Source organism: Paraburkholderia sp. CI2, assembly GCF_014201055.1.
In the GTDB taxonomy this organism is placed as follows: Bacteria; Pseudomonadota; Gammaproteobacteria; order Burkholderiales; family Burkholderiaceae; genus Paraburkholderia; species Paraburkholderia tuberum.
On the sequence record NZ_JACHDL010000028.1, the window covers coordinates 32,392 to 55,388 of the forward strand.

Genomic DNA, 22,997 nt, shown 5'->3' on the forward strand with positions numbered 1-22,997 from the left:
GCGGCAGCCCTCGTCCATCACGCATGCAGAACCAGTTTCTGAATACGCCAGTTCAGCAACTCGGCAACGAATAATACGTTTTCCGAAGGACACGCCATCTCGTGAATCCAGCCGAACTGCTTCGGCTGTTTGCCCGCTTTGCCTAGTACGCCGAGCACTTTGCCGTCGAGCGTCATCTTGTAGATGCGGCCCGGAAACGCGTCGGCGCTATAGAGCACCTGATTCGGTCCCGGCGAGATGCAGATCGCCCAGGGCGAGCCCGGCGCGAACGTGCCCGCGGCGAGGTCCGCTTCGCTCGGCATGTTGCCGATCGCGGGGCGCGCGTCCGGCGGCACCGGTACGTCGATCGTGAACTGGCGCAGGAACGTGCCCTCGGTATCGAACACCTGGATGCGCCGGTTGCTGCGATCGGCCACATAAACGTGGTCGTGCGCATCGACCGCGATGCTATGCGGCGTATGGAACTGCCCCGGTCCCGTGCCGCGATCGCCCCATGACTTCAGCCAGTTGCCGTCGCGATCGACCTTCGCGACGCGCGAGTTGATGTATCCGTCGCTGATATAGGTGTAGCCCGCCTTGTCCCACGCGACGTCGGTCACCTGGCGAAAGCGTCCGGGTTCGGAGGGCAGCGGCGGATTCGGATGCTTGAGCGGCGCGGTCTCCTCGTCCGATGCTTCCTGCTTGCGGCCGAACACCATCGCGACGCGTCCTTCCGGCGTGAACTTGATTACCATGTCCGAGCCCTTGTCGGTGACCCAGATGTTGTCGTGCCGGTCCACCTTCACCGTGTGCGCGAACGACCACGCATACAGGTTGTGGCCGATCTCGCGCACGAAGCGTCCATCGGGCGCGAACTCGAGCAATTGCGCGGCGGCCGCGCCATAGGCGGGGCCGCTGGTGTTGCCGCGCGACAGCACGAAGATATGGCCATGCGAATTGAGCGCGACGCCCGAGCATTCGCCGAAGTACCTGTCGTTCGGCAAACGTACGGGGTTGGCAATCGAGTCGTAAGCAATCGTGGGCACGGCGGGTGTGTCCGCGGCGAACGCGGACGGCATGGCGAGTCCGGCGGCGCTACCCGCAAGCAGGCTCATGAAAGTCCGTCGGCTCATCGCCCGGTGGTCGGGACCGCCGCAGCATGCACAAAACGACTCGTATCGCTCGCTCATTCGTTGTCTCCTTTGGTCCATCGCTTGAAGTGTGCAAAGGCAAGCCTAGTGCACAAAACGTTTAATGGCTAAATCGTTTTGGCGATGCTGAAAGAGACACTTCCCGTTATGCGCGATCATGTGCTAGTGGTGGCAGATGCTGTCCAGGTCGCGGCGCGCGGCGGCGCGGTACCGCTCGGCATCGCGAGCCAGCCCGCTTTGCTACTATGTAAGACCGCGACTGCTTAGGTCCGCTTTAGTCCCGCGTTGGTCCATCACACAAGGAGATTCGAATGAGCAAAGGTTATTGGGTGTCGTCGTACCGCAAGACGAACGATCCGCAGAAACTGGCCGCATACGCGCAACTGGCCCCGGCCGCGGTGGCGGCGGCGGGCGGCAAGTTCCTCGTGCGAGGCGTGGCGGACGAGGCGCGCGAGCAGGGCCTCAAGGAGCGCACGGTCGTGATCGAGTTCCCGACGTACGAGGCGGCCGTCGCCGCTTACGAAAGCGAGGAGTACAAGAAGGCGCTGGCCGCATTGGGCGATGGCGTCGAACGCGATCTGCGCATCGTGCGCGGCACCGACTGACGCACGACCCGCAAGCGAACACTGCGCGGCACGCGCCGCGCAGTCACTCACTTCACCGCGCCGAGCGCGAGCCCCTTCACCATATAACGCTGCAACCACGCAAACACGATCGAAACCGGCAACGTCGCGCACAAGGTCGCGGCCATCACCAGATGCCATTCGACCACGTACTTGCCCGCGACCATATCGGTCACCTGCACGGTCAGCGTCTTGTTTTCCGGCGAGCGGATCAGCGTATAGACGATCGCGAACTCGTTCCACGCATTGATGAACGTGAAGATGGCGGTCACGACGATCGCCGGCACCGCGAGCGGCAGAAACACCTTGAACACCGCGCGCGCGCGGCTGCAGCCTTCGAGCCACGCGGATTCCTCGAGATCCTGCGGCACGGTCTGAAAGTACGACGACAGCATCCACACCGCGAACGCGATATTGAACGCCGCGTACGACACGATCACGCCGATCCTCGAATCGACCAGGTTGCCGTCGCCCCACGGAATCATCGCCGCGAGCCGGAACAGGCCGACCACCAGCAGGATCGGCGACAGCATCTGCGTGACGAGCAGGAACTGCCGATACAGGCCGCGTCCGCGAAACGGGAAGCGCGCGAGCGCGTAAGCGGCGGGCAGGCTCACCGCGAGTGCGAGCGCGGTGGACAGGAAACTGATGATCGTGCTGTTGCGCAGCGCGACGCCGAAGTTGGCCGCGTCCCACATGTCGATGAAATTGCGCCACTGCCACTGCACCGGCAGCCAGCGCGCCGGATAGACGAAGATCTCCGAGGCCGGTTTGACCGCGGTGAAGAACATCACCGCGAACGGAAACAGGATGACGATCACGAGCGGCGTCAGCGCGATCCAGCACCACAGCGAGCGTTTCGTCTTCGCGCTCAGACTCATGACGGCACTCCTTCTTTCGCGCGTTGCAAACGCAGATAAGCGATCGAGAACACGAACAGCATCACGAGCATGATCAGCGAAACGGCGGCCGCTTCGCCGGGCCGTCCGAGCCGGAAGCCGAGTTCGTACAGGTAGGTGACGAGGATGTGCGTGCTGTTGTCGGGGCCGCCTTGCGTCATCACCCAGATGATCGGAAACGAGTTGAACACGTAGATCACGTTCAGCAGGATCGCCATGTTGATGAACGGGCGCAGCAGCGGCATCGTCAATTGACGGAACTGCTGCCAGGCGCTCGCGCCGTCGATACGCGCGGCTTCGTAGATATCGCTTGGCACCGAAGACAGGCCGCCAAGAAAAATCGTCACCGTGAACGGAATCGACACCAGAATGCCGACCGCGATTTCGACGGGGAACGCGAGCTCGGGCGTCGCGAGCCAGTGAATCGGCCCGCCGATCAGGCCGAGCCGCTGCAGCGTGACATTGACCATGCCGTAGTCGTCGTTGAAGGCCCAGCGCCAGACGACGGCGGTCATCGTCAAAGAGACGGACCACGGCAGCATCACGATCGTGCGCGCCACGCCGCGACCGTGAAAATCCTGGTTCAGAATCAGTGCGACAGGTACCGAGATCAGCACCGTGCCGCCCACCACGCACACGGTCCAGATGATCGTGCGGCGTACCGAAGCGAGAAACACCGGGTCCTCAAACACGTTGATGAAGTTCTGCGCGCCGGTGAAGTCGCGGATCGCGCCGAAGCGCGATACCTCATGCAGCGATTGCCACACGATGTTGAAAATCGGATAGCTGATGATGAACAGCGCGAGCACGAGGCTCGGCGCAATCAGCAACCAGGGCGCCTGCGCGCGCGAAGAAACGGAACGGCTCATGCGTGCTCGATCGTAAGACGCGCCCGCTCTCTGGCGGCGGGCACGACGGAATGGGCCGGAGGGTGCATCGTGCTGCATAGGCTCGAATGTGGGAGTGGCGCGGCGCAACGCGCGGCGCTTGAGCTACGGCGCCGCGCGTCCCCTGTTCGTCTCGTTACTGTCAAAAGCCGCGTATCAGTGACCGAGCGACTTGTTCGCCTGCGCAGCGGCCGCATTCAACGCTTCTGCCGGTTGCGCCTTGTTCAGGTAGATCGCCTGCATCGCGTCGGTCACGGCCTTCGCGGTGTCTTCCCAGCCGGTCACGGTCGGCGCGAAGTGAGCGGTGGGCAGCAACGCGATGAATGCCTTGACGTCCGGATCGTTGAACGCCGGGTCGGTCGCTTCTGCCTTCGTGGTCGGCAGGAAGCCTTCGGTCGTCGTGAACTCGACGCGCGGTTCCTTCGTGAACAGATAGTCGAGGAACTTCCATGCGGTCTTCTTCACCTTCGAGTTCTTGAACATCACGATCGAGTCGGTGACCGCGTAGGTGGCGTGCGTCGTGCCCATCGGCAGCGGATCGATGCCGTACTTCAGGTTCGGCGCTTCCTTCTTGATCTGCTTGGCGAGGAACGGCGCGGAGATCACCATCGCGACGCGGCCCTGCTTGAACAGGTTCTGCACGTCCTCGCGGCTATAGCCGGTGACGCCCGGTTGCGTGAGGCCCTGGTCGATCATCTGCTTGTACATCGTCGCGGCCTTCACGCCCGCCGGCGAATTGAACGCGGCCTTGCCGTCCTTGCCGACCACGTCGCCGCCCATCGTCCACAGCGCGTAGTAAAAGTAGACGTCGGTTTCGATTTCCTTGCCTTGCAGACCGAAGCCGGCGATGCCTTGCGCCTTCAACTTCTTCGATGCATCGATCACTTCATTCCAGGTCTTCGGGCCGTCGGGGTAGCCGACCTTCGCGAGCAGATCCTTGTTGTAGTACAGCGCGCGCGCGGAAGCGGCGATCGGCAGGCCGTAGGTCTTGCCGTTGATCTGGCCAGGCGCGAGGAACGGACCGATGAAGCGGGCCTTGAAGTTCGCGTCCATATAACCGTCGAGCGGCTCGGCGACGTCGTCCTTCACGAAGTCGAGCAGCCAGCGCGTGCCGACGATCGCGAGGTCCGCGTTGGCGCCGCCGGAGATGTCCGTTTGCAGCTTCTGTTGCAGCGTGTCCCAGTTCACGTCTTCGATCTTGATGGTCGTGCCGGGGTTGGCCTTCTCGAAGTTGCGGGCCATTTTCTCGAAGTACGGCGCGGTCGCGTCGCTGTAGTGAGCGACCGTCACGCGGACCGTCTCGGCATGGGCCGAGACGGCGATACCTGCAAACGCGAGCGCCACGGCGACTTTGCCTAGCGCGAGGGAAGCACGGGCATGCAACGACATTTTTCTCTCTCCTGTGGGTGGTTTGCTGCCGTCGCCGGCCGCCTTGGGTAAATTGTTTGAAAAAATCCTACATGACGCAAAATAGCTTGTCACGTAGGGTCTGCGATATTTTTTCTCGGGCTGTTTTGTGCCTAAGATACTGTAAAGCATGGGGTATTCTGCACTGCGCGACGGGATTGGAAACCCACTCTTCGGGATGACAGCAGTCGTCGCGAGCCGGATATGTAGGAAATTTACAGCGTTGCGCGTAGCGCGAGCCGGGTGGCGGACGGCGCCGGCAAGACGGCCGAAACGGCCAGGCCAACGAGCGAGGAACACATGGATCGTGTCGTATTGGTAACGGGCGCATGCGGCGGTATCGGCAGCGTGTTATGCGAGCGCTTCGTCGAGGCGGGTGACACCGTGCTCGCGCTCGACATCGACGCGACCGCGCTGCAATCGTTGAGCGCGCGACTCGGCGCGCAACGGGGCGCGCAACAGGGCGCGCAACAGGGCGCAGACAAGGTCGTGCCGGTCGCGGTCGATCTCGGCGACGCCGCTGCGGTGCAGCACGCGGTGGCCGCGGCGGTCGCGCAGCGTGGACCGGTCGACGTGCTGGTCGCGAACGCGGGCGCGGCGCTCGGCGCGTCGCTCGCGACCACCGACGCCGCAAGCTGGCAGCGCGACATCCATCTGAATCTGAACGGCACGTATCACACGGTGGAGGCGGTGCGCGCGTCGATGATCGAACGGCAGCGCGGCGCGCTCGTGCTGATCGGCTCGGTGAACGGTCTCGCCGCGCTCGGTCATCCGGCATATAGCGCCGCGAAGGCCGGCCTGATCAGCTACACGAAGGCGCTCGCGATCGAGCTGGGCCGCTTTGGCATTCGCGCGAACATCGTGTGTCCGGGCACTGTGAAGACGCAGGCGTGGCAGGCGCGTGTCGAGAAGAATCCGCAGGTGTTCGAGGAACTGAAGAAGTGGTACCCGTTGCGCGACTTCGCGACGCCCGACGACATCGCCGATGCGGTGCTGTTCCTCGCATCGCCGCAAGCGCGCGTGATCACCGGCGTCGCGTTGCCGGTCGACGGCGGCTTGATGGCGGGCAACCGCCTGATGGCGCAGGAGCTGACGCTCGAGTCGTTCTGAGCCGCGCGCGGCGCGTGCACTACGGCACCGGCAATACAACATCGGCAATACAACATCGGCAATACAACATCGGCAATACAACACACAGCAAGACAATGAGGACAGCATGGCAGCAGTGCAACTGAGCGGCATCTTCAAACGCTATGGCGACACCCAGGTCGTGCACGGCATCGATCTCGACATCGACGACGGCGAGTTCGTCGTGCTGGTCGGTCCGTCGGGCTGCGGCAAGAGCACGCTGATGCGGATGGTGGCCGGGCTCGAGGAAATCAGCGGCGGCGATCTGATGATCGGCGGCACCCGCGCGAATACGCTCGCGCCGCAGCAGCGCAACATCTCGATGGTGTTCCAGAGCTACGCGCTGTATCCGCATCTGTCGGTGTATGAAAACATCGCGTTCGGTCCGAGAATCCGCAAGGAATCCTCGGAGAAATTCAAGCCGCGCATCGATGCGGCCGCGAAGATGCTGAACCTCAGTGACTATCTGGACCGCTTGCCGCGCGCATTGTCGGGCGGTCAGCGGCAACGCGTGGCGATGGGCCGCGCGGTGGTGCGCGAGCCGTCGCTGTTCCTGTTCGACGAACCGCTGTCGAATCTCGACGCAAAGCTGCGCGTGCAGATGCGCACCGAAATCAAGGCCCTGCATCAGCGCTTGAAGAACACGGTGATCTACGTCACCCACGACCAGATCGAAGCGATGACGATGGCCGATCGCATCGTCGTGATGAACGCGGGACGTATCGAGCAGATCGGCCGTCCGCTCGAACTCTATGACCGGCCGGCGAATCTGTTCGTCGCGAGCTTCCTCGGCTCGCCGTCGATGAATTTCGCCGAGGGCGTGATCGTCAATCGCACGCAGGGTGCGGGCCTCGCATTGAAGCTCGCGGACGGCAGCGAGGTCGCGCTCGAACGCACGCCTGCGTCGGCCGTGGTCGGTGCGAAGGCCACGCTCGGCGTGCGGCCCGAGCACGTCGAGATCACGACGCAGATACCGGATGCCGCGCTCGACGTCGAAGTGATCGAGCCAACTGGCGCCGAAACGCACTTGTACGGGAAAATAGGCGGCGCTTCGTGGTGCGTGACCACGCGCGAGCGCTCGAAGATCGAGCCCGGTCAGCGTGTCGCGCTGCGTCTGCCGGCCGAACACATCCATCTGTTCGATACGGAGAGTGGGCGCAGGCTGGTCTGAACCGCGTGTGGCTTGAACTTTGATCAGGCCGGTTGAAGCCGAACAAGCTGCGAGCGACGCGGATCCATATGAAACAGCCCCTAAGGAACACCGGGTGTCCGCACCGAACTTGATTCCCCACATCCGCAGCGCACTCGCGAGTCTGCGGCCCGCCGAGCGCAAGGTCGCCGACATGGTGCTCGCCGACGTCGACTTCGCGATGCGCGCGAGCATCACCGAACTCGCGCAGCGCGCCGACGTGTCCGAGCCTTCCGTCACGCGTTTTTGCCGCGCGATCGGTGCGCACGGTCTGCGCGACTTCAAGATGCAGCTCGCGCAGAGCGTCGCGGGCGGGCTGCCGTATGCATCGACCGCGGTCGCGCGCGACGACGACGTGCAGACCTTGATGGACAAGGTCGGCGAAGCGGCGATCGACGGCATCACGCATGCGCGCGGCGCGCTCGATCCTGCCGTGGTCGAAAGCGCGATCGCGGCGCTTTCGAGCGCCCGGCGGGTGTTTTTCTTCGGCGTGGGCTCAGGCTCGGGGCTCGTCGCGCAGGACGCGGCGCTGCGTTTTTTGCGGATCGACATCGCGGCGGCCGCGTTTACCGATGGTCATTTGCAGCGCCTATATGCGGGTCTGATGGAGCCGGGCGACGTCGCGTTTGCGATCTCGCATTCGGGGCGCAGCGTCGAAGTGAATGAAAGCATCCAGATCGCGAAGGAGCGCGGCGCGACGACGATCGCGCTGACCAACGTCGGCTCGCGACTCGCATGGCTCGTCGATATTCCGCTGCTGCTGCGCGTGGCGAGCCCGATCGATCCGAACACGCCGGGCGTGTCGCGGCTCGTGCATCTGTGCATCATGGATGCGCTCGCGATCGGCGTCGCGCTGAAGGCCGGGCCCGAGACGCTGGAAAAGATGCGCCACGCAAAGGCGCGGCTCGCGCCGCATGAGCCGGAAGGGGCGGGCGGGTAAGGCGCGCACATTCCGCGACTTTCGTCGTCGCTCCAGGTAGAATCGGCTCGCAGCGTTCCCGTTTACGTCCGTCCGCCCATGTCCTCCCGTTCTGCCGACACCGCATCGCACGCCCCATCAACGACCACCGCCGAACGTGTGCCGACCCTGCTGCTGGCCGCCGCGCTATCGCTCGGCAGCGCGACAGCGCTCGGCTTCGCGCGCTTCGCGTACGCGCTGCTGTTGCCGTCGATGAAACTCGACCTCGGCTGGAGCTTCGCGCAGGCCGGCGCGATGAACACCGCCAACGCGCTCGGCTATCTGCTCGGCGCGCTCGTGTTTCCGCGCCTCGCGCGCCGCTGGTCGGCCGGCGCGCTGTTCGCGGCCGGTTGCGTGCTGACCGCGCTGCTGATGGCCGGCAGCGGCCTCACCGCCAGCACGCATGCGCTGCTGACGCTGCGCGTGATCACCGGTGCGAGCAGCGCGGCGATCTTCATCGGCGGCGGCGTGCTTGCGGCGCGGCTCGCGTCGGCGCGACCGCGCGACGCGGGACTCGTGCTCGGTCTGTATTACGGCGGTACCGGCTGGGGGATCGTCGCGTCGTCGGTGCTGGTGCCGGTGACGATCCTTGATGCCGCCCACGGCTGGCAATTCGCGTGGTTCGCGCTCGCGGCGGCCTGCGCGGTGTTCGCCGCGGTCGCGATCGGCGCGTCGCGCAGAATCGAGCGCGCGTACTCGAGCGCGGCGGCTGCGGCGCATGCGGCCGGCGCCACCCCTGCCCCGGGCTGGCCGCACTTCGCGGCCGCGCTCGCGGCCTACGGGCTGTTCGGCGTCGGCTATATCGGCTACATGACGTTCATCGTCGCGCTGCTGCGCAACGCCGGCATGAGCGCGGCGGTCGTCACCGGTTTCTATCTACTGCTCGGCGCGGCGACCGTGGTGTCGGCGCGGATCTGGTCGACGCTGCTCGATCGCATGCGCGGGGGCCAGGCGCTCGCCCTGCTCAACGCGCTGCTGGCGATCGCGACGCTGCTGCCCGCGCTCTTCACGCAGCCGTGGGTCGCGTTCGTTTCGGGCGCGCTGTTCGGTGCGACGTTCCTGTCGGCGGTCGCGTCGACAACCGCGTTTGTGCGCCACAATCTGCCCGCGAGCCACTGGGCGAAGGGCATCAGCGCCTTCACGATCGTGTTCGCGTTCGGGCAGATCGTCGGGCCGGTCGTGATCGGCTGGGTGTCGGATGGCGCCGGGCTCGCGCGCGGGCTCGTGTATTCGGCGCTGCTGCTGGCGGCCGGCGCGGTACTCGCGGCGTGTCAGAAGGCGTTGCGCGCGCCGTGAGTCGCTTTATGCGTGCTTCGTATTCAGCGATAGGTCCAGCACCGATGCGCGACGAACGTGAGCGGCGGCACCACGCACACGACTAGCGCGATGCCGAGCGCGGGCGGCCCGCCCGCAAGCTGTGTCAGGTGCGATACGAGCGCGGTCGACGTCAGGCCGCCCAGCGACACGACCACGAACCGCCCAGCGTTCAGCAACGCAGGCAGCGCAGAAAAACTCCAGAACGTGTTCAACAGATAAGAGGCCGCCGTCGCCCAGGTGAACGCGATCGCGTTGGCCCACGGCGGCGACATGCCGGCGTCCGCGATCAGCGTCAGCGCAGTGCATACATGCAGGCCGGTCGTAATGACGCCGCTCGCGCCAAAGCGCATCAGCCTGACCCGTTCGACCGGCGTCATCGCGACGCTCCCTTGCGCTTGCGCAGGATCGCGAACAGCGATACGCCATAAGGCAGCGGCGCATGCGCGAGCCAGTGGCGCTCGGCGCTGAAGATGCGGTACAGCGCCGCGTTGAGCAGCCACGGCGGAATCGCGTCGCCGCTCGAATGTTTGCGACGCAGCAGCCGGTCGGCCCAGCGCGCGGCCACCGCGACCGGATACAGCAGCGTGTTGAAATAGCTGATGCGTTCGACTTCGTAGCCGGCCACGGCCGCGCAGCGCGTCAGCGAGCCGCGGCTATAGCGGCGGTAGTGGTGCAGGAAAACATCGTGAGCACTCCAGAGACTTTGTCCGGCCGGCACCGTCACGATGATGCGGCCTCCCGGCGTCAGCAGGTCGCGCATGCGCGCGAGCGAGCCGGCGTCGTCGGCGATATGTTCGAGGCAGTCGAAGAAACAGATCAGGTCGAAGCGTTCGCCGTTGAACGGCACGTCGTCGGGGCAGTGGCCCGCGCGGATGTCGAACTGGTTGCCGGTCTTGCGCGCGCTCAGCGCCCGAGCGGTCGGGTCCATCTCGAGGCCGCTGACGGCGCCGAAGCCGGCCAGCATGTCGAGGTTGCCGCCGGTGCCGGAGCCCACTTCGAGCACGCGTGCGCGACGCGGTAACGCGAGCCGTTCGAGCAGCGTGCGCAGCACGTCGCGCCGCGCGCGAAACCACCAGTGCCCGGCTTCGGTCTCGGCCATTTCGAGGTAGGCATCGGGAGACATGGTGGACTCCTCCGCTTTCAGTGGCCGACTACGCGAAACCGCGGCGCGGCACGCCTGCGTGTCAGTTCGACGCGCGCCACGTGCGCCGCGCGCGCATCCTGACGCACGCCCGGCAACATGCTGACCTTGCTCTTCGCCTGATAGCGACGCCGCACCAGATAAACGGGCCGTTCCTTCGACTCGTAGTAAATGCGGCCGACGTATTCGCCGATCACGCCGATGCCGATCAGCTCGATGCCGCCCATGAACAGCATCACCGAGATCGTGGACGCGTAACCGGGCACCGGATTGCCCGACCACAGCGTGCGGCCGATCACGAACCCGCCGTAGACGAACGCGAGTGTCGCGATCGACAGTCCGATATAAGTCCAGCTGCGCAACGGTACCGTGCTGAAGCTCGTGATGCCTTCGAGGGCGAAGTTCCACAGCCGCCAGCCGGAGAACTTCGAGTGACCGGCACTGCGCGGCTCGCGTTCGTATTCGACGATCACGGTGCGGTAGCCGACCCACGCGAACAGGCCTTTCATGAAGCGACGGCGCTCCGGCAGGCTGCGCAGCGCGTTGACCACCTGCCGATCGATCAGCCTGAAGTCGCCGACATTCTCCGGCAGCTTCACTTCGGACAGCGCATTGTGCACGCGATAGTAGAGCGCGGCCGCCGTGCGTTTGGCGAACGTATCGCACAGGCGGTTCGTGCGTTTGGCCGCAACCACTTCGGCGCCCGCGCGCCAATGCTCGACCATCACCGGGATCAGGCTCGGCGGGTCCTGCAGGTCCGCGTCGATCGGAATCACCGCATCGCCGAACGCTTCGTCGATGCCGGCCGTCAGCGCCGCTTCCTTGCCGAAGTTGCGCGTCAGGTCGATCACGCGGATGCGCCGGTCGCGGCCGCTCTGCGCGATCAGCCGAGCGAGCGTCGCGTCGCTGCTGCCATCGTTGATGCAGACGATCTCGAAGCGCGTGCCGTCGATCGATTCCAGCACCGGCACGACCGCCGCGAAGAAGCGTTCCACCGCGTCCTGCTCGTTGTAGAACGGCACGACGAGTGAGATCAGTGGCGTGGTTGTATGAGTTGGCATGACGCTTCCCCGTTTATCGAATGATTCGAACCGCGTGCGAATAGGCGAGGGTGGTGCGCTCGCCGCGTTCTTCGTCCATCACGCGCACGCGGCGCACGACCATCAGCAGCACCAGCAGCAGAACGATCGGGCCGATCTGCGGCAACTCGGCCGTGCGGTTGAAGAGTTCATAGACCGGCAGCAGCCACGCGAGCGCAATCACACTCTGCTCGCCGCGCAGCCAGCCTTCGCCGATGCCGAGCGCGGTCAGGCAGGCCGTCGCAATGCCGAGCCACGCCAGTTCGTAGTGCCACACGTAGGGGTTCGTCAGCAGCGTGGCGACGACGAGGCTTGCCGCGCGCAGCCGCGTGTCGCGCGTGTTTCGCCACACCTGCCATGCGGCTGCCGCGGCGACGAGTCCGACGCAGGCCTGGGCCGCAAAGGCCGCGGCGATCGGCGCACCGCCCTCGCGCAGCACCGCGAACGCGGTCGGCGACGCGAGCCAGTAGCCGCGGCATTGCTCGAGCAGCGTCTCACGCGCAATGCCGGTGTTGACGAAGAAGAGCCGCACCGATTGCACGCCGCATATCAGCACGCTGAACGCGCCGAACAGCGCCGCGCTGAACGCGGCGGCCGCCAGCGTGCGCCATGCGCGTGCGGCAATCAGCACGAGCGGAAACAGCACGGCCATCTGCGGCTTGATCGCGAGCAGACCGAGGCACAGCCCCGCGCGTACCGGATGCCGCCGGAGCCAATGCAGCGTGAGCGCGGCGATGCCGGCGGTCAGCAGCGAGTTCTGGCCGAAGATGGCTGGCACGAACACGCACGGCGAGGCCGCGACGACCAACCATGCGAAGCGCGAGCCCCTGAAGCTGTCGGCAAGGCCCGACACGCGCAGCGTGCCCGCGCTGAGCAGCACGATGCCGCCGCCGACGAACACGAAGTACATGACGAGCTGCGGTAACAGCGCGAGCGGCGCGATCAGCACGAGGAACGTCGGCGGATAAAGCCAGGGCATCACGCTGTCGTGGCTCACGTTCGTGAATAGCGCGCGCTGTAGCTTGTCGAACGACGCATGGTCATAGATCTGCATGGCCGAACCGTGCAGCAGTCCATACGAGGCCGACCAGAAAATCGAAAAATCCTCACCGGGACGCGTGAGCCGCGGGTCGGTGAAGCCGTGGCTCGCATAGGCCCACAACGCGATGATCCCCACGTACAGCACGCACATCCCACAGCAGTAGAAGACGATGCGCTCGGGCGTAAGCCAGCCGTGAATCTCGCTGTCGCCGCTGCGCATGCGTAGTTGTGATGCGTACATGATCCCCGCCCCCCGCGTGATCCGGATCGGGTCTATCGACCCGCCGTTCGTTCTGTTTATAGGTTCCGTCTTGTATGTGTCGGCGCGTGACATCGAATTAAAAACCGTGTCGTTGCGCTGAACCGGTCAGCTCATTGTTGGCGGAAATTGATGCGACTTTCAAGCTCGCGTTTTCCTGGCCGCGCGCCGTGCACTGCCGACTCCGCCAAATAGCGGGCCAAACGGCCAGTCTTATGTGCGCCAACGCACCAAGCCGTCTCGCCGATGAGACGCTTTGGACCGGCGCGCCCTTCGGGAACGGCGATTTTTCGATGGAATTTCATTTTTACCGGACTAGGGAAAGTCCTGGGAAAAAAATGCCGAGCCTTGCCCGGCGGGGCATTACGCGATCCGCGAAGTGTTCGGCGGGTCAGGCAAAACGTTGCGCATTCGGACATTTCGGACGCGAATACGGCGGGAGGCTGGAGGCCAGTCGGCTCGAACCCGCGTCATTACGCTGTTTTCGCAAAGCTGGTCCCGTCCTTGCGATAGGGAGTGCGCGGAAGTCGACGGCACGATGCTGCGGACCTGAACAGGCAGCACACCATGGCGAGAGAGAGGGAGCCAACGTCGACTGACTAGCGGGTGCCGGCCTCGAGCCGACGCCAAGAAAAAAATCACGAAAGACGGGGGATGTATGCACAACAAGATCACGCGACTGCGCGGCGATACCAGGCCCGTGTGCCGCGCACATCGTGCGGCCATGCTGCGCCAGCGGCACGCGGCCGCGATGCTGCGGCTCGCCCGGCAGCTGCCGCTTCACTTTCCCCGTTTCCTCCAGTTCGTGTCGCCCAGCGTTGCGACCATGCGGATCAAACACCGCGCGACGCTGATCGGGCGGCGAAACTAGCCAGCAGCTTCCCGCATTTCCCTGCAGTACCCGCAGTCCCATCGCCCACGCCAATCTTGGTAACGGGTTCCATTAGTTAGTCTTCCAGAGGAGTCGAATCATGAAGAACATCATCGCTGCCGCAGCCCGTTTCGTTCGTGACGAAGACGGCGTGACCGCCATCGAATATGGGCTGCTCGCCGGCCTGATCGCGCTGTTGATCATCACCGGCGTGACCACGCTCGGCCAGCATCTGCAGACGATTTTCAACAACCTCGCTGACTCGGTCTGAGTCAGCGAGTCGACGGACGAACCTCGCGATTCGTCCGTCCCCTTCCCACTGGAAAAAGGAGGTCTGTCATGAAGAACCTGATTGCTCGCGCAGCACGTTTCATTCACGACGAGGACGGTGTGACCGCCATCGAATACGGCCTGCTCGCCGGCCTGATTGCACTGCTGATCATCGGCGGCGTGACCACGCTCGGCACCAACCTCAGCGCGATCTTCAACAATCTCGCTGACTCGGTCTGACGCGGCTCAATCATCCTTGACGAGGTCATCATGACGCTGCCACCTCTGCCGCCACATCCTGTACCGCTGTGCGTGATCGTGCTGGCGATCGTGGCCGCGAGCACGGACATAAGCGCGCGGCGCATTCCGAATCGCCTGATCTCACTCGGACTCGCCGTCGCGCTTGCCGTGCAGATGTCGATTCAGGGGCCGCTCGCCGGCGCGCTCGACTGGTTGATCGGGGCGGCGTGCGGCCTCGCTTTGCTGTTGCCGTTCTATCTGCTGGGCGGCATGGCCGCCGGCGACGTGAAGCTGCTGATGATGATCGGCGCGTGGGTCGGACCCGCGCTGACCTGGCGGATCGCGGTTGCCACTTTTCTGCTCGGCGGGCTCTGGTCTCTGCTGATCGTGCTGCGCCGCGGCCGCTTCGCGCGCGTGCTCGCGAATCTGCGGCAACTGCTCGGCGGCCTCGTCGTCGCGCCGCTCGGACAGCCAAACCTGATCGATGCGCGGTCCGGATCGGTCGGGTCGATTCCCTACGGCGTCGCGATCGCGGCCGGAACCCTCGGAATGCTGTTCGCGGCCGCGCTATAGCCGGACGTTTCCACTGAACGATGCGGGAGTGTTGCCATGAAAAACAGTCGGGCTTTAGTGATGCTGACGATCGCCGTGCTGGCGGGCCTCGCGGCCGTGAGTTTCGCGTCGCGCTGGCTGCTGCAGACCTCGTCGGGCGCGGTGACGTCGGTTGCGGTGGCGTCGTCGGAAATCAGCCTCGGCCAGCCGCTGAACCAGAACCTGATCCACCTGGTCAGTTGGCCGACTTCGAGCGTGCCGCCCGGTGCGTTCGCCGACGGCAAGGCGCTCGACGGGCGCGTGCTGCTGACGAGTCTCGCGCCCGGCGAGCCGGTGCTCGAATCGAAGCTCGCGCCGCAGGGCACGAAGGGTGGCTTGTCAGCGGTGATTGGTGAAGGCAATCGCGCGATCACCGTGCGCGTGAACGACGTGGTCGGCGTCGCGGGCTTCGCGCTGCCGGGCAACTACGTCGACGTGATCGTCAATACGCAGCAGACGAACAAGACCGACACGCCGCAAAGCATCTCGAAGATCGTGCTCGAAAAGATCCTCGTGCTAGCGGTCGCGCAGCAGGTCAGCCGCGATGACACCGCGCCGAAAGTGGTCAACGCGGTGACGCTCGAGGTGACGCCCGAGCAGGCCGAGAAGCTCGACCTCGCGCGCAGCGTCGGCACGCTGTCGCTGGTGCTGCGCAATCAGGTGGACAAGCAGACCCCGAGCACCGGCGGCGCGACCAAGCTGACCTTGCTCGACGTGCCGGCTTCGGCGCCGGCGGCGCCCGAGGTGCATCCGGTGCGCACCCACTATGCGGCGCGTCCGGCGCCCAGGCGCGATTGCGTCGGCGTGCTGTCGGGGGTGACGGGCAGCGTCGAATGTTTCTAGCGCGGTCGCGGCGCGCGGGTTCGCGCGAGTTCACGTCAGGCGCCACGACCTGAATCAGAAGGCCATCAAAAGACGTCTCGGTTCACACCTATCGAGCGACGGGGGCAGCAACATGAAAACACAACAACGGTTCTCATCCGGTGGCGGCAAGCATTGCCGCTCGCTCGGCGGCACGGTGCTCGCCGCCGCGCTATGCGCCGGATTGACGGCCGCACACGACAGCGCGGCACAAACGATGGCCGCCGCGCAAATGCCGCCGGGCTGGGGTGCGCAGACAGCGCCGCTGCCGGTCGGCCGGGGCGCCGTGCCGATGCTGGTCAGCAACACGCCGATGCCGACCGGCGCGACGAGCGGCAGGGTGGTCGCCCCCGCGCAGCTGACCGGGCCGAACTGCACCGGCGAGATTCGCGACGAATCGAGCGTGTCGGTGGCAGTCGGCAAGTCGATTCTGGTGCCGCTCGTCGAGGCCGCGCGCAACCGCACGCTCGGCAATCCGGTCGTCGCGCAGGCGACGCTCGTGTCGCAGCGCACGCTGTACGTGGTCGGCATGAGCGTCGGCACCACGAACATGATCGTGCAGGGCCGCAGCGGCGCATGCCAGATCATCGACGTGAGCGTCGGCGTCGATGCCGAAGGGCTGCAACGCACACTCGCGCAATTGCTGCCGAACGAGCGCGGCATTCGCGTGTCGAGCGCGGCCGGCAATCTCGTGCTCGCGGGCCGCGTGTCGAGCGGGCAGGCTGCGCAGCAGGCGATGACCATCGCCGGCGCTTACGCAGGCGCGCAGCCCACCCAGCAAGACCAGGCGAGCACCGCGAGCTTTGGTAACGGCGGCACGATCTCGCAGCAAAGCTCGAGTGTTAGCAAGGGTTCCGAAGTCATCAACATGATGACGGTCGATTCGCCGCAGCAAGTGATGCTCGAAGTAAAGGTCGCCGAGGTGTCGAAGACGTTGCTCAATCAGTTGGGCGCGGCGGTCAACATCCAGGGCGGCTTCGGTTCGTGGACCGGTGCGCTCGTGAGCAGCCTGCTCGCCGGTGTCAGCAGTGGTATCGCGGTGAGCAAGGCGAACAACAGGCCGTTCAATATCGCCGTCGACGCGCAGAAGAGCGACAGCCTCAGCAAGATTCTCGCGGAGCCGAACCTCGTCACGCTGAGCGGCCAGGAAGCGTCGTTCCTCGCGGGCGGCCGGGTCTTCATTCCGGTGTCGCAAAGCAACGGCTCGGGCGGCTCGACGATCACGCTGCAGGAAGAAGAGTTCGGCGTCGGCCTCAAATTCACGCCGACCGTGCTCGCGGGTAGTCGCGTGAATCTGAAGGTCGCGCCGGAAGTATCGGAACTGTCGCCGACCGGCGTCACCGTGTCGGCGAGCGGCACGAGCAACACCTCGGTGCTGCCGCTGATCACGACGCGGCGCGCGTCGACGACGGTGCAGATGAACGACGGCGAGAGCTTCGCGATCGGCGGGTTGATCCAGAACAACATCACCGGCTCGCTGAAGGCGCTGCCCGGCATCGGCGAAGTGCCGGTGCTCGGTGCGCTGTTTCGCAGCACGTCGTTCCAGCAGGATCGCACGGAGCTGATCTTCATCGTCACCGTGCATCTGGTGAAGCCGCTGCCGGCGGGCGACTATCCGCTGCCGACCGATAGCTTCACCGGTGTATCCGACGGCACGGTCTACGCGACCGGCAACATGGAAGGCCGCCGGCCCGCAGCGCAGGCAGCGGGCGCCGCGAACCCGAATGCGCCGCAGATGCCCGCGCAACCGCAAACGCAACCCGCGTTGCCCGCACCGGTTCCGACGCCGGCACCGACCGAAGGCTCGACCGCGCCCGCCGCGCTGCTGCCGCGTGACACCCAGGCGGACCGGCCGGCACCGTCGGCGGCGGTGCCGCCACCGGACAAGACGACAGCAACGGCAGCGTCGGCAGCGCAAGCGCACACCAACGCCGAACCCGCACTCGCCAAAGCCGACGCCGTGAGCCCGGGCTATTCGACGATCAAGGCCGCCCAGCCCAACCCATAACGCGCCGCGAAGGAGACTCTCATGAAACCCGAACATCTTCTGATCCCGCGCCGCGCGGCGTTGCTGCTGATGCTGGGCGGCTCGTTGAGCGGCTGCATGTCGAGCTCGCCGATCTGGGACGCACACGTCGGCGACGCCGTGCGCACCGTGACGCAGATGCAGATCATCGATCCGCATGCGGGCGAGCACACGCCATCCACACCGGGCGTCGACGGCAAGGCCGCGGTCGCCGCCCAGCAGCAGTACGACAAGTCGTTCCAGACGCCGGTCACGACGTTCAATCCGTTCGTGATGGGTATCGGCAGCAGCGGCGGCAGTCAGTGATGGCGAACGCGGCGCATGGGGCGGACGCGCCGTCCGCCGGTTAATTCGACAGCTCGGTTGGGAACATCATGATCAACATCCTGGCTCTCTCTGAAGACGGCGCACGGCTCGCGCAGATCGCGCATCTGAGCGGCGAAGCCGGCGACTACCGGATCACGCGCGCGATGGGCACGCCGTCGCTGCTCGGCGAACGCGGCGACACGCTCGACGCGTTCGACGTGCTGATCGTCGACGCCGCGTCGCTAAAGGATGCGGAGCTCGGGGTGGTGGAGCGCCTGCATCGCGAGCATGGGCGGCTCACCTGCATCCTGCTGATTCCCGACGCATCGCCGCAGACGCTGATCGCCGCGATGCGCGCGGGCTTTCGCGACGTGCTGAACTGGCCGCTCGATTCGCGCCAGTTCGGCGACGCGCTGCAGCGCGCGCAGGCGCAGAGCCTGCAAGGCGGCACGCGCGATACGCGGATTCTGTCGTTCATGTCGTGCAAGGGCGGCGCCGGCACCAGCTTCATCGCCGCGAACGTCGCGCATGCGATCGCGACTCTGCCGCAGAAAAAGCGCGTTTTGCTGATCGATCTGAACCAGCAGTTCGCCGATGCCGCGTTTCTGGTCTCCGACCAGACGCCGCCGTCGACACTGCCGCAAATCTGCGCGCAGATCGAACGCATGGATGCCGCGTTCTTCGACACGAGCCTCGTGCACGTGAGCGACAGCTTCCATATTCTCGCCGGCGCGGGCGACCCGGTGAAGGCGGCCGAGATCAAGGAAGACCGTCTCGAGTGGTTGCTCGGCGTCGCCGCGCCGCATTACGACTTCGTGCTGTTCGATCTCGGCCAGACGCTGAACCAGCTGTCGATGCTCGCGCTCGATCGCAGCGACCAGATTCATCTCGTGCTGCAGGCGAGCATGCCGCACGTGCGGGCCGGCCGCCGGCTGCAGGAGATTCTCTGCTCGCTCGGCTACGCGCAGGAGCAGATGCGGCTGATCCTGAACCGCTATACACGGCACGGCGAGCGGCCGCGCGCGGCGCTCGAATCCGTGCTCGGAATGAGCGCGTATCAGGTGATCCCCGAGGATGCCGAAACGGTGACCGATGCGATGAACCAGGGACTGCCGGTGTCGAAGACGGCGCGCGGCAGCGGGGTTGCGCGCAGCCTGCAGGCGCTCGCCGAAAACATCGCGGCACGCGCGACCCAACCGGGGCGTTCGCGCGCGAAGGGCGAGTCGCTGTTCGGGCGGCTGCTGGGCCGCCAGCCGTCGCCGAAACTCGAAACGCTTTAACCGTGCTGCAACGCTACACGATCAGAACAGGGGAACGTCATGTCGCTTCGTGAGCAGATTTCCGCGCAACGCGTGCAGCCGCTGGGCGAACGCCAGGACCCGGCGGGCGCCGGCATGTTGCGCGGCGCCTACCAGAAACTGAAACGCGAGATTCATCAGGCGGTGCTCGAACGCGTCGAGCTCGAACGGCTGTCGCGCCTGCCGCCCGAGCAGGTCCGCCAGGAGATCGCGACGCTGATCGGGCGCATTCTCGAAGATCAGAAGGCGCCCGCCAACGATCTCGAACGCCGGCAACTCGTCGGCGACGTGCACGACGAAATGTTCGGCTTCGGTCCGCTCGAAGTGCTGCTGCGCGACCCGACCGTGTCCGACATTCTGGTGAATACGCATCGTCATACGTACGTCGAGCGCCGTGGCCGTCTCGAAGCGACCGATGTGACCTTCTACGACGACGCGCATCTGATGAAGGTCATCGAGAAGATCGTCTCCGGCGTCGGCCGCCATATCGACGAATCGAGCCCGATGGTCGACGCGCGCTTGCCGGACGGCTCGCGCGTGAACGCGATCATCCGGCCCTGTGCGATCGATGGTCCGTTGCTGTCGATCCGCCGTTTCGCCACCAATCCGTTGCAGGTTGCCGACCTGATCGAATTGCAGAGCCTGACGCCGCCGATGGCCGAAGTGCTCGATGCGCTCGCGCGCGCGAAGGTGAACATCCTCGTGTCGGGCGGCACGGGCAGCGGCAAGACCACGCTGCTGAACGTGCTGTCGGGCTTCATTCCGGGCGACGAGCGCATCGTCACGATCGAGGACGCGGCCGAACTGCAACTGCGCCAGCAACACGTGCTGCGGCTGGAGACGCGTTCGCCGAACATCGAGGGACGCGGCGAGATCACGCAGCGCACGCTGGTGCGCAACGCGCTGCGGATGCGGCCCGACCGCATCATTCTCGGCGAGGTGCGCGGCGCCGAAGCGCTCGACATGCTGAACGCGATGAACACCGGCCACGAAGGCTCGCTGTCGACGATCCACGCGAACACACCGCGCGATGCGCTGACGCGCCTTGAAAACATGATGACGCTCGGCGGCCTGGCGCTGCCGACGCGCACGATGCGCCAGCAGATTTCGTCGGCGATTTCGGTGGTCGTGCAAGCCACGCGTCTGACCGATGGCCGCCGCAAGATCGTCAGCATTTCGGAGCTGACCGGCATGGAGGGCGACATGATCAACATGCAGGAGATCTTCGTGTTCCGCCGCTCCGGCGTCGATACGAAGGGCAACGTGCGCGGCCATTATTGCGCGACCGGCGTGCGGCCCAAATTCGCCGAGCGCTTGCAGGCATTCGGCGTGGCGCCCTCGGAGCAGGTCTACGATCCGGCGCGTCGCTTCGAAACGACATGACGAGTATGGGCAACGCGCACCGACCGCTCGCCCGGTGTTTCAGGAGACTTGCATGAGCCCGATTTTCTACGCGTCGATCATTCTGCTGTTCGCGGCCGTGGTGCTCGCGACGAGCGGCGTCTACGAGTATTGGAACAGCCGGCACGGCCCGGTCGCGCGCCGCGTCGATTCGCGGATTCGCGCGGTATCCGCCGGCGGCGCGTTGAGCAGGCAGCGTCTTTCGATTCTGAAGACGCGCACGATGGCCGACTCGGCAGTGCTCACGCGGCTGCTGCTGCGCATGCCGCGCGTGCACGCGCTCGATCTGTTTCTGCAGCAGTCGGGGCTATCGTGGTCGGTCGGGCGACTCGTCGGCATCTGCGCGGTGTGGCCGCCGTTCGTGCTGATGGCGGGCGCGAGCCTCGCGATGCCGTGGGTCTTCATCGCGGGCGCCGCGGCGCTGTCCGCATTGCTGCCGCTCGCCTACGTGCAGCGGCGGCGCAACCGGCGCATCCGTCAACTCGAACGGCAACTGCCGGACGTTTGCGACATGCTGTCGCGCGCGTTGCGTTCGGGCCATGCGTTCACCGGCGCGATCGATATGGTCGGCACCGAGTTCGCCGAGCCGATGAGCGGCGAGTTCCGCATCGTGTTCGACGAGATCAACTACGGCGTGTCGATCAGCGAGGCGCTGACGAATCTCGCGACGCGCGTGCCGATTCGCGATCTGCGTTACTTCGTGATCGCCGTCGTGATCCAGCGCGAGACGGGCGGCAATCTCGCCGAAGTGCTCGACGGCATCACCGCGCTGATCCGCGACCGCTTCAAGCTATTCGACAAGGTTCGCGTGCTCGCCGCCGAAGGCAAGATGTCCGCGTGGGTGCTCGGCCTGCTGCCGTTCGGCGTCGGCGCCGCGATGATGGCGATCAACCCCGGGTTCCTGAACGTTCTGTGGCAGGACCCGGCGGGCGTCAAGATGATCGCGGTGGCGAGCGTGGCCATGCTGTTCGGCATTCTGTGGATGCGGCACATCGTGAAGATTCGCGTCTGAGCGGGCGAGAGGTCATCGGAGAAGGACCATGCAAACACTGAACATCACGCAGATTCTGTTGCTTGCCGGCGTATTCGCGATCGTTTTCGCGGCCGCGTTCGGCGCGATGCATCTAAGCACGCCGCGCGACATGAGCCGCCGTATCGAGCAGGCGGGCGGCGCGAATGCCGTCCCGGCGCCGGAGCAACTCGCCGCCGCCGCGCAGACGCCGTGGTACGAAAAACTCGTCGAGATTTCGCAGCCGATCTCGAAGCTGTCGGTGCCGAAGGACGGCTGGGAGCAATCCGCACTGCGCCTGCAATTGATGACCGCCGGCTGGCGCTCGGCCAACGCCGCGCCGATCTATCTGGCGGCGAAGACCGCGCTCGCGCTGACGTTGCCGCTCGTGGCGATGCTCGCGCTGTACGGCTCGTCGTTCGCGAATTCGCTGCTCGAACGCGCGATCGTGCTGGTCGTGCTGGCCGCGCTCGGCTACTACCTGCCGAACGTCGTGCTGTCGCGCCGCATCGCAGCGCGCAAGCGCGGCATCGTCGAGGACTTTCCCGATGCGCTCGATCTGCTGACCGTGTGTGTCGAAGCGGGTCTGGGCCTCGATGCGTCGCTGATGAAAGTCGGCGAGGAAATCCGCCTTCGCAGCGCGGTGGTCGCGAGCGAGCTCGAACTGATGCTGCTCGAAATGCGTTCAGGTTTCTCGAAGGAAAAGGCGCTGCGCAATTTTTCGCTGCGCACCGGTGTGGAAGACATCGACTCGTTCAGCGCGATGCTGATCCAGGCCGAGCGCTTCGGCACCAGCATCGGCGCGTCGCTGCGTGTGCTGTCCGATACGCTGCGCACGCGGCGCCGGATGCGCGCCGAGGAGCGGGCCGCGAAGATCGCGCTGAAGTTGCTGTTTCCGTTGATGTTCTGCATTTTTCCGGCGCTGCTCGTCGTGCTGATGGGGCCCGCGATGATTCATATCTATCGCGATCTGCTGCCGAGCATGGCGGGTGGTGCATGACCATGCACTTCGTCGCGGGTGGATCGACATGTGGAATGAACGGAGGGAGCCGGTGAAATGCACGAG

At 65.4% G+C, this 22,997-nt stretch carries 24 protein-coding genes; 16 read left to right on the forward strand and 8 right to left on the reverse strand.

What is annotated here, in order from left to right; genetic code table 11:
* Nucleotides 1–17 precede the first annotated feature (17 nt).
* Nucleotides 18–1,169 (reverse strand): peptidyl-alpha-hydroxyglycine alpha-amidating lyase family protein, encoded by a 1,152-nt coding sequence (locus tag HDG32_RS29695; RefSeq protein ID WP_184072771.1) that lies wholly within the window; start codon nt 1,167–1,169, stop codon nt 18–20.
* A 272-nt stretch (nt 1,170–1,441) separates the two neighbouring features.
* Between HDG32_RS29695 and HDG32_RS29700 the strand changes: the two genes are divergently transcribed.
* The gene (locus HDG32_RS29700) at nt 1,442–1,735 is read left to right on the forward strand and encodes a DUF1330 domain-containing protein (protein ID WP_018423759.1); all 294 of its coding nucleotides are present in this window, start codon (nt 1,442–1,444) and stop codon (nt 1,733–1,735) included.
* Nucleotides 1,736–1,782: 47 nt separating this feature from the next.
* On the opposite strand, the gene HDG32_RS29705 is transcribed toward HDG32_RS29700, so the two are convergent.
* The 3 genes from HDG32_RS29705 to HDG32_RS29715 all read right to left on the reverse strand — a co-directional run bounded on the left by HDG32_RS29705 (nt 1,783) and on the right by HDG32_RS29715 (nt 4,928).
* The gene (locus tag HDG32_RS29705; protein WP_184072773.1) at nt 1,783–2,634 is read right to left on the reverse strand and encodes a carbohydrate ABC transporter permease; all 852 of its coding nucleotides are present in this window, start codon (nt 2,632–2,634) and stop codon (nt 1,783–1,785) included.
* On the reverse strand, nt 2,631–3,521 hold the full coding sequence (locus HDG32_RS29710; RefSeq protein WP_184072775.1) for a carbohydrate ABC transporter permease: 891 nt from the start codon (nt 3,519–3,521) through the stop codon (nt 2,631–2,633). Before HDG32_RS29710 ends, HDG32_RS29705 begins: the two co-directional genes overlap by 4 nt.
* 174 nt (nt 3,522–3,695) lie before the next feature.
* Nucleotides 3,696–4,928, reverse strand: a complete 1,233-nt coding sequence (locus tag HDG32_RS29715; protein WP_184024371.1) for an ABC transporter substrate-binding protein — start codon at nt 4,926–4,928, stop codon at nt 3,696–3,698.
* Nucleotides 4,929–5,246: 318 nt separating this feature from the next.
* Here HDG32_RS29715 and HDG32_RS29720 point away from each other — a divergent pair, with 318 nt between their 5' ends.
* The 4 genes from HDG32_RS29720 to HDG32_RS29735 all read left to right on the forward strand — a co-directional run bounded on the left by HDG32_RS29720 (nt 5,247) and on the right by HDG32_RS29735 (nt 9,517).
* The gene (locus tag HDG32_RS29720; RefSeq protein WP_184072777.1) at nt 5,247–6,056 is read left to right on the forward strand and encodes an SDR family oxidoreductase; all 810 of its coding nucleotides are present in this window, start codon (nt 5,247–5,249) and stop codon (nt 6,054–6,056) included.
* 106 nt (nt 6,057–6,162) lie between these two features.
* A complete protein-coding gene (locus HDG32_RS29725) occupies nt 6,163–7,245 on the forward strand; it encodes an ABC transporter ATP-binding protein (protein WP_184072779.1) in 1,083 nt (360 codons plus the stop codon).
* 94 nt (nt 7,246–7,339) lie between these two features.
* Nucleotides 7,340–8,203, forward strand: coding sequence for a MurR/RpiR family transcriptional regulator (locus HDG32_RS29730; protein ID WP_184024380.1), 864 nt, complete (start codon nt 7,340–7,342; stop codon nt 8,201–8,203).
* A 78-nt stretch (nt 8,204–8,281) separates the two neighbouring features.
* Nucleotides 8,282–9,517, forward strand: coding sequence for a YbfB/YjiJ family MFS transporter (locus HDG32_RS29735; protein WP_184072781.1), 1,236 nt, complete (start codon nt 8,282–8,284; stop codon nt 9,515–9,517).
* Nucleotides 9,518–9,540: 23 nt separating this feature from the next.
* On the opposite strand, the gene HDG32_RS29740 is transcribed toward HDG32_RS29735, so the two are convergent.
* From HDG32_RS29740 to HDG32_RS29755, 4 genes are read right to left on the reverse strand one after another with little or no spacing between them, the layout of a single operon-like run.
* Complete coding sequence (locus tag HDG32_RS29740) at nt 9,541–9,915, reverse strand: GtrA family protein (protein WP_184072783.1); 375 nt, start codon at nt 9,913–9,915, stop codon at nt 9,541–9,543.
* Nucleotides 9,912–10,661 carry a bifunctional 2-polyprenyl-6-hydroxyphenol methylase/3-demethylubiquinol 3-O-methyltransferase UbiG gene (locus tag HDG32_RS29745; RefSeq protein ID WP_184072785.1) on the reverse strand — a complete coding sequence of 250 codons (750 nt, stop codon included), beginning with the start codon at nt 10,659–10,661 and terminating at the stop codon, nt 9,912–9,914. Before HDG32_RS29745 ends, HDG32_RS29740 begins: the two co-directional genes overlap by 4 nt.
* 17 nt (nt 10,662–10,678) lie before the next feature.
* A complete protein-coding gene (locus HDG32_RS29750; RefSeq protein WP_184072787.1) occupies nt 10,679–11,740 on the reverse strand; it encodes a glycosyltransferase family 2 protein in 1,062 nt (353 codons plus the stop codon).
* 13 nt (nt 11,741–11,753) lie between these two features.
* Complete coding sequence (locus HDG32_RS29755; protein WP_260336642.1) at nt 11,754–13,040, reverse strand: glycosyltransferase family 87 protein; 1,287 nt, start codon at nt 13,038–13,040, stop codon at nt 11,754–11,756.
* Between the two features lie 676 nt (nt 13,041–13,716).
* Here HDG32_RS29755 and HDG32_RS29760 point away from each other — a divergent pair.
* From HDG32_RS29760 to HDG32_RS29810, 11 genes are all read left to right on the forward strand, one after another.
* Entirely contained in the window at nt 13,717–13,929 is a 213-nt protein-coding gene (locus HDG32_RS29760; protein ID WP_184072789.1) for a hypothetical protein, read from the forward strand.
* Nucleotides 13,930–14,029: 100 nt separating this feature from the next.
* A complete protein-coding gene (locus tag HDG32_RS29765) occupies nt 14,030–14,200 on the forward strand; it encodes a Flp family type IVb pilin (protein WP_184024396.1) in 171 nt (56 codons plus the stop codon).
* Nucleotides 14,201–14,268: 68 nt separating this feature from the next.
* Nucleotides 14,269–14,439 (forward strand): Flp family type IVb pilin, encoded by a 171-nt coding sequence (locus tag HDG32_RS29770; RefSeq protein ID WP_184024399.1) that lies wholly within the window; start codon nt 14,269–14,271, stop codon nt 14,437–14,439.
* Nucleotides 14,440–14,469: 30 nt separating this feature from the next.
* Nucleotides 14,470–15,012 carry a prepilin peptidase gene (locus HDG32_RS29775; protein WP_184072791.1) on the forward strand — a complete coding sequence of 181 codons (543 nt, stop codon included), beginning with the start codon at nt 14,470–14,472 and terminating at the stop codon, nt 15,010–15,012.
* Nucleotides 15,013–15,048: 36 nt separating this feature from the next.
* Entirely contained in the window at nt 15,049–15,873 is an 825-nt protein-coding gene (gene cpaB / locus HDG32_RS29780; protein WP_184072793.1) for a Flp pilus assembly protein CpaB, read from the forward strand.
* A gap of 112 nt (nt 15,874–15,985) precedes the next feature.
* Nucleotides 15,986–17,899, forward strand: coding sequence for a type II and III secretion system protein family protein (locus HDG32_RS29785; RefSeq protein WP_184072795.1), 1,914 nt, complete (start codon nt 15,986–15,988; stop codon nt 17,897–17,899).
* 21 nt (nt 17,900–17,920) lie between these two features.
* Complete coding sequence (locus HDG32_RS29790) at nt 17,921–18,223, forward strand: hypothetical protein (RefSeq protein WP_184072797.1); 303 nt, start codon at nt 17,921–17,923, stop codon at nt 18,221–18,223.
* 68 nt (nt 18,224–18,291) lie between these two features.
* Entirely contained in the window at nt 18,292–19,503 is a 1,212-nt protein-coding gene (locus HDG32_RS29795; protein WP_184072799.1) for an AAA family ATPase, read from the forward strand.
* Between the two features lie 39 nt (nt 19,504–19,542).
* A complete protein-coding gene (locus HDG32_RS29800) occupies nt 19,543–20,904 on the forward strand; it encodes a CpaF family protein (protein WP_184072800.1) in 1,362 nt (453 codons plus the stop codon).
* A gap of 52 nt (nt 20,905–20,956) precedes the next feature.
* A complete protein-coding gene (locus HDG32_RS29805) occupies nt 20,957–21,934 on the forward strand; it encodes a type II secretion system F family protein (protein ID WP_184072802.1) in 978 nt (325 codons plus the stop codon).
* 28 nt (nt 21,935–21,962) lie between these two features.
* Nucleotides 21,963–22,931 carry a type II secretion system F family protein gene (locus tag HDG32_RS29810; protein ID WP_184072804.1) on the forward strand — a complete coding sequence of 323 codons (969 nt, stop codon included), beginning with the start codon at nt 21,963–21,965 and terminating at the stop codon, nt 22,929–22,931.
* Nucleotides 22,932–22,997: the final 66 nt, after the last annotated feature.

What these genes read in the sequence shown, in the direction of transcription:
- HDG32_RS29695 (WP_184072771.1), bottom strand. Translation starts at nt 1,169, where the DNA reads ATGAGCGAGCGATACGAGTCGTTTTGTGCATGCTGCGGCGGTCCCGAC.
- HDG32_RS29700 (WP_018423759.1), top strand. Translation starts at nt 1,442, where the DNA reads ATGAGCAAAGGTTATTGGGTGTCGTCGTACCGCAAGACGAACGATCCG.
- HDG32_RS29705 (WP_184072773.1), bottom strand. Translation starts at nt 2,634, where the DNA reads ATGAGTCTGAGCGCGAAGACGAAACGCTCGCTGTGGTGCTGGATCGCG.
- HDG32_RS29710 (WP_184072775.1), bottom strand. Translation starts at nt 3,521, where the DNA reads ATGAGCCGTTCCGTTTCTTCGCGCGCGCAGGCGCCCTGGTTGCTGATT.
- HDG32_RS29715 (WP_184024371.1), bottom strand. Translation starts at nt 4,928, where the DNA reads ATGTCGTTGCATGCCCGTGCTTCCCTCGCGCTAGGCAAAGTCGCCGTG.
- HDG32_RS29720 (WP_184072777.1), top strand. Translation starts at nt 5,247, where the DNA reads ATGGATCGTGTCGTATTGGTAACGGGCGCATGCGGCGGTATCGGCAGC.
- HDG32_RS29725 (WP_184072779.1), top strand. Translation starts at nt 6,163, where the DNA reads ATGGCAGCAGTGCAACTGAGCGGCATCTTCAAACGCTATGGCGACACC.
- HDG32_RS29735 (WP_184072781.1), top strand. Translation starts at nt 8,282, where the DNA reads ATGTCCTCCCGTTCTGCCGACACCGCATCGCACGCCCCATCAACGACC.
- HDG32_RS29740 (WP_184072783.1), bottom strand. Translation starts at nt 9,915, where the DNA reads ATGACGCCGGTCGAACGGGTCAGGCTGATGCGCTTTGGCGCGAGCGGC.
- HDG32_RS29745 (WP_184072785.1), bottom strand. Translation starts at nt 10,661, where the DNA reads ATGTCTCCCGATGCCTACCTCGAAATGGCCGAGACCGAAGCCGGGCAC.
- HDG32_RS29750 (WP_184072787.1), bottom strand. Translation starts at nt 11,740, where the DNA reads ATGCCAACTCATACAACCACGCCACTGATCTCACTCGTCGTGCCGTTC.
- HDG32_RS29755 (WP_260336642.1), bottom strand. Translation starts at nt 13,040, where the DNA reads ATGTACGCATCACAACTACGCATGCGCAGCGGCGACAGCGAGATTCAC.
- HDG32_RS29760 (WP_184072789.1), top strand. Translation starts at nt 13,717, where the DNA reads ATGCACAACAAGATCACGCGACTGCGCGGCGATACCAGGCCCGTGTGC.
- HDG32_RS29765 (WP_184024396.1), top strand. Translation starts at nt 14,030, where the DNA reads ATGAAGAACATCATCGCTGCCGCAGCCCGTTTCGTTCGTGACGAAGAC.
- HDG32_RS29770 (WP_184024399.1), top strand. Translation starts at nt 14,269, where the DNA reads ATGAAGAACCTGATTGCTCGCGCAGCACGTTTCATTCACGACGAGGAC.
- HDG32_RS29775 (WP_184072791.1), top strand. Translation starts at nt 14,470, where the DNA reads ATGACGCTGCCACCTCTGCCGCCACATCCTGTACCGCTGTGCGTGATC.
- cpaB (WP_184072793.1), top strand. Translation starts at nt 15,049, where the DNA reads ATGAAAAACAGTCGGGCTTTAGTGATGCTGACGATCGCCGTGCTGGCG.
- HDG32_RS29785 (WP_184072795.1), top strand. Translation starts at nt 15,986, where the DNA reads ATGAAAACACAACAACGGTTCTCATCCGGTGGCGGCAAGCATTGCCGC.
- HDG32_RS29790 (WP_184072797.1), top strand. Translation starts at nt 17,921, where the DNA reads ATGAAACCCGAACATCTTCTGATCCCGCGCCGCGCGGCGTTGCTGCTG.
- HDG32_RS29795 (WP_184072799.1), top strand. Translation starts at nt 18,292, where the DNA reads ATGATCAACATCCTGGCTCTCTCTGAAGACGGCGCACGGCTCGCGCAG.
- HDG32_RS29800 (WP_184072800.1), top strand. Translation starts at nt 19,543, where the DNA reads ATGTCGCTTCGTGAGCAGATTTCCGCGCAACGCGTGCAGCCGCTGGGC.
- HDG32_RS29805 (WP_184072802.1), top strand. Translation starts at nt 20,957, where the DNA reads ATGAGCCCGATTTTCTACGCGTCGATCATTCTGCTGTTCGCGGCCGTG.
- HDG32_RS29810 (WP_184072804.1), top strand. Translation starts at nt 21,963, where the DNA reads ATGCAAACACTGAACATCACGCAGATTCTGTTGCTTGCCGGCGTATTC.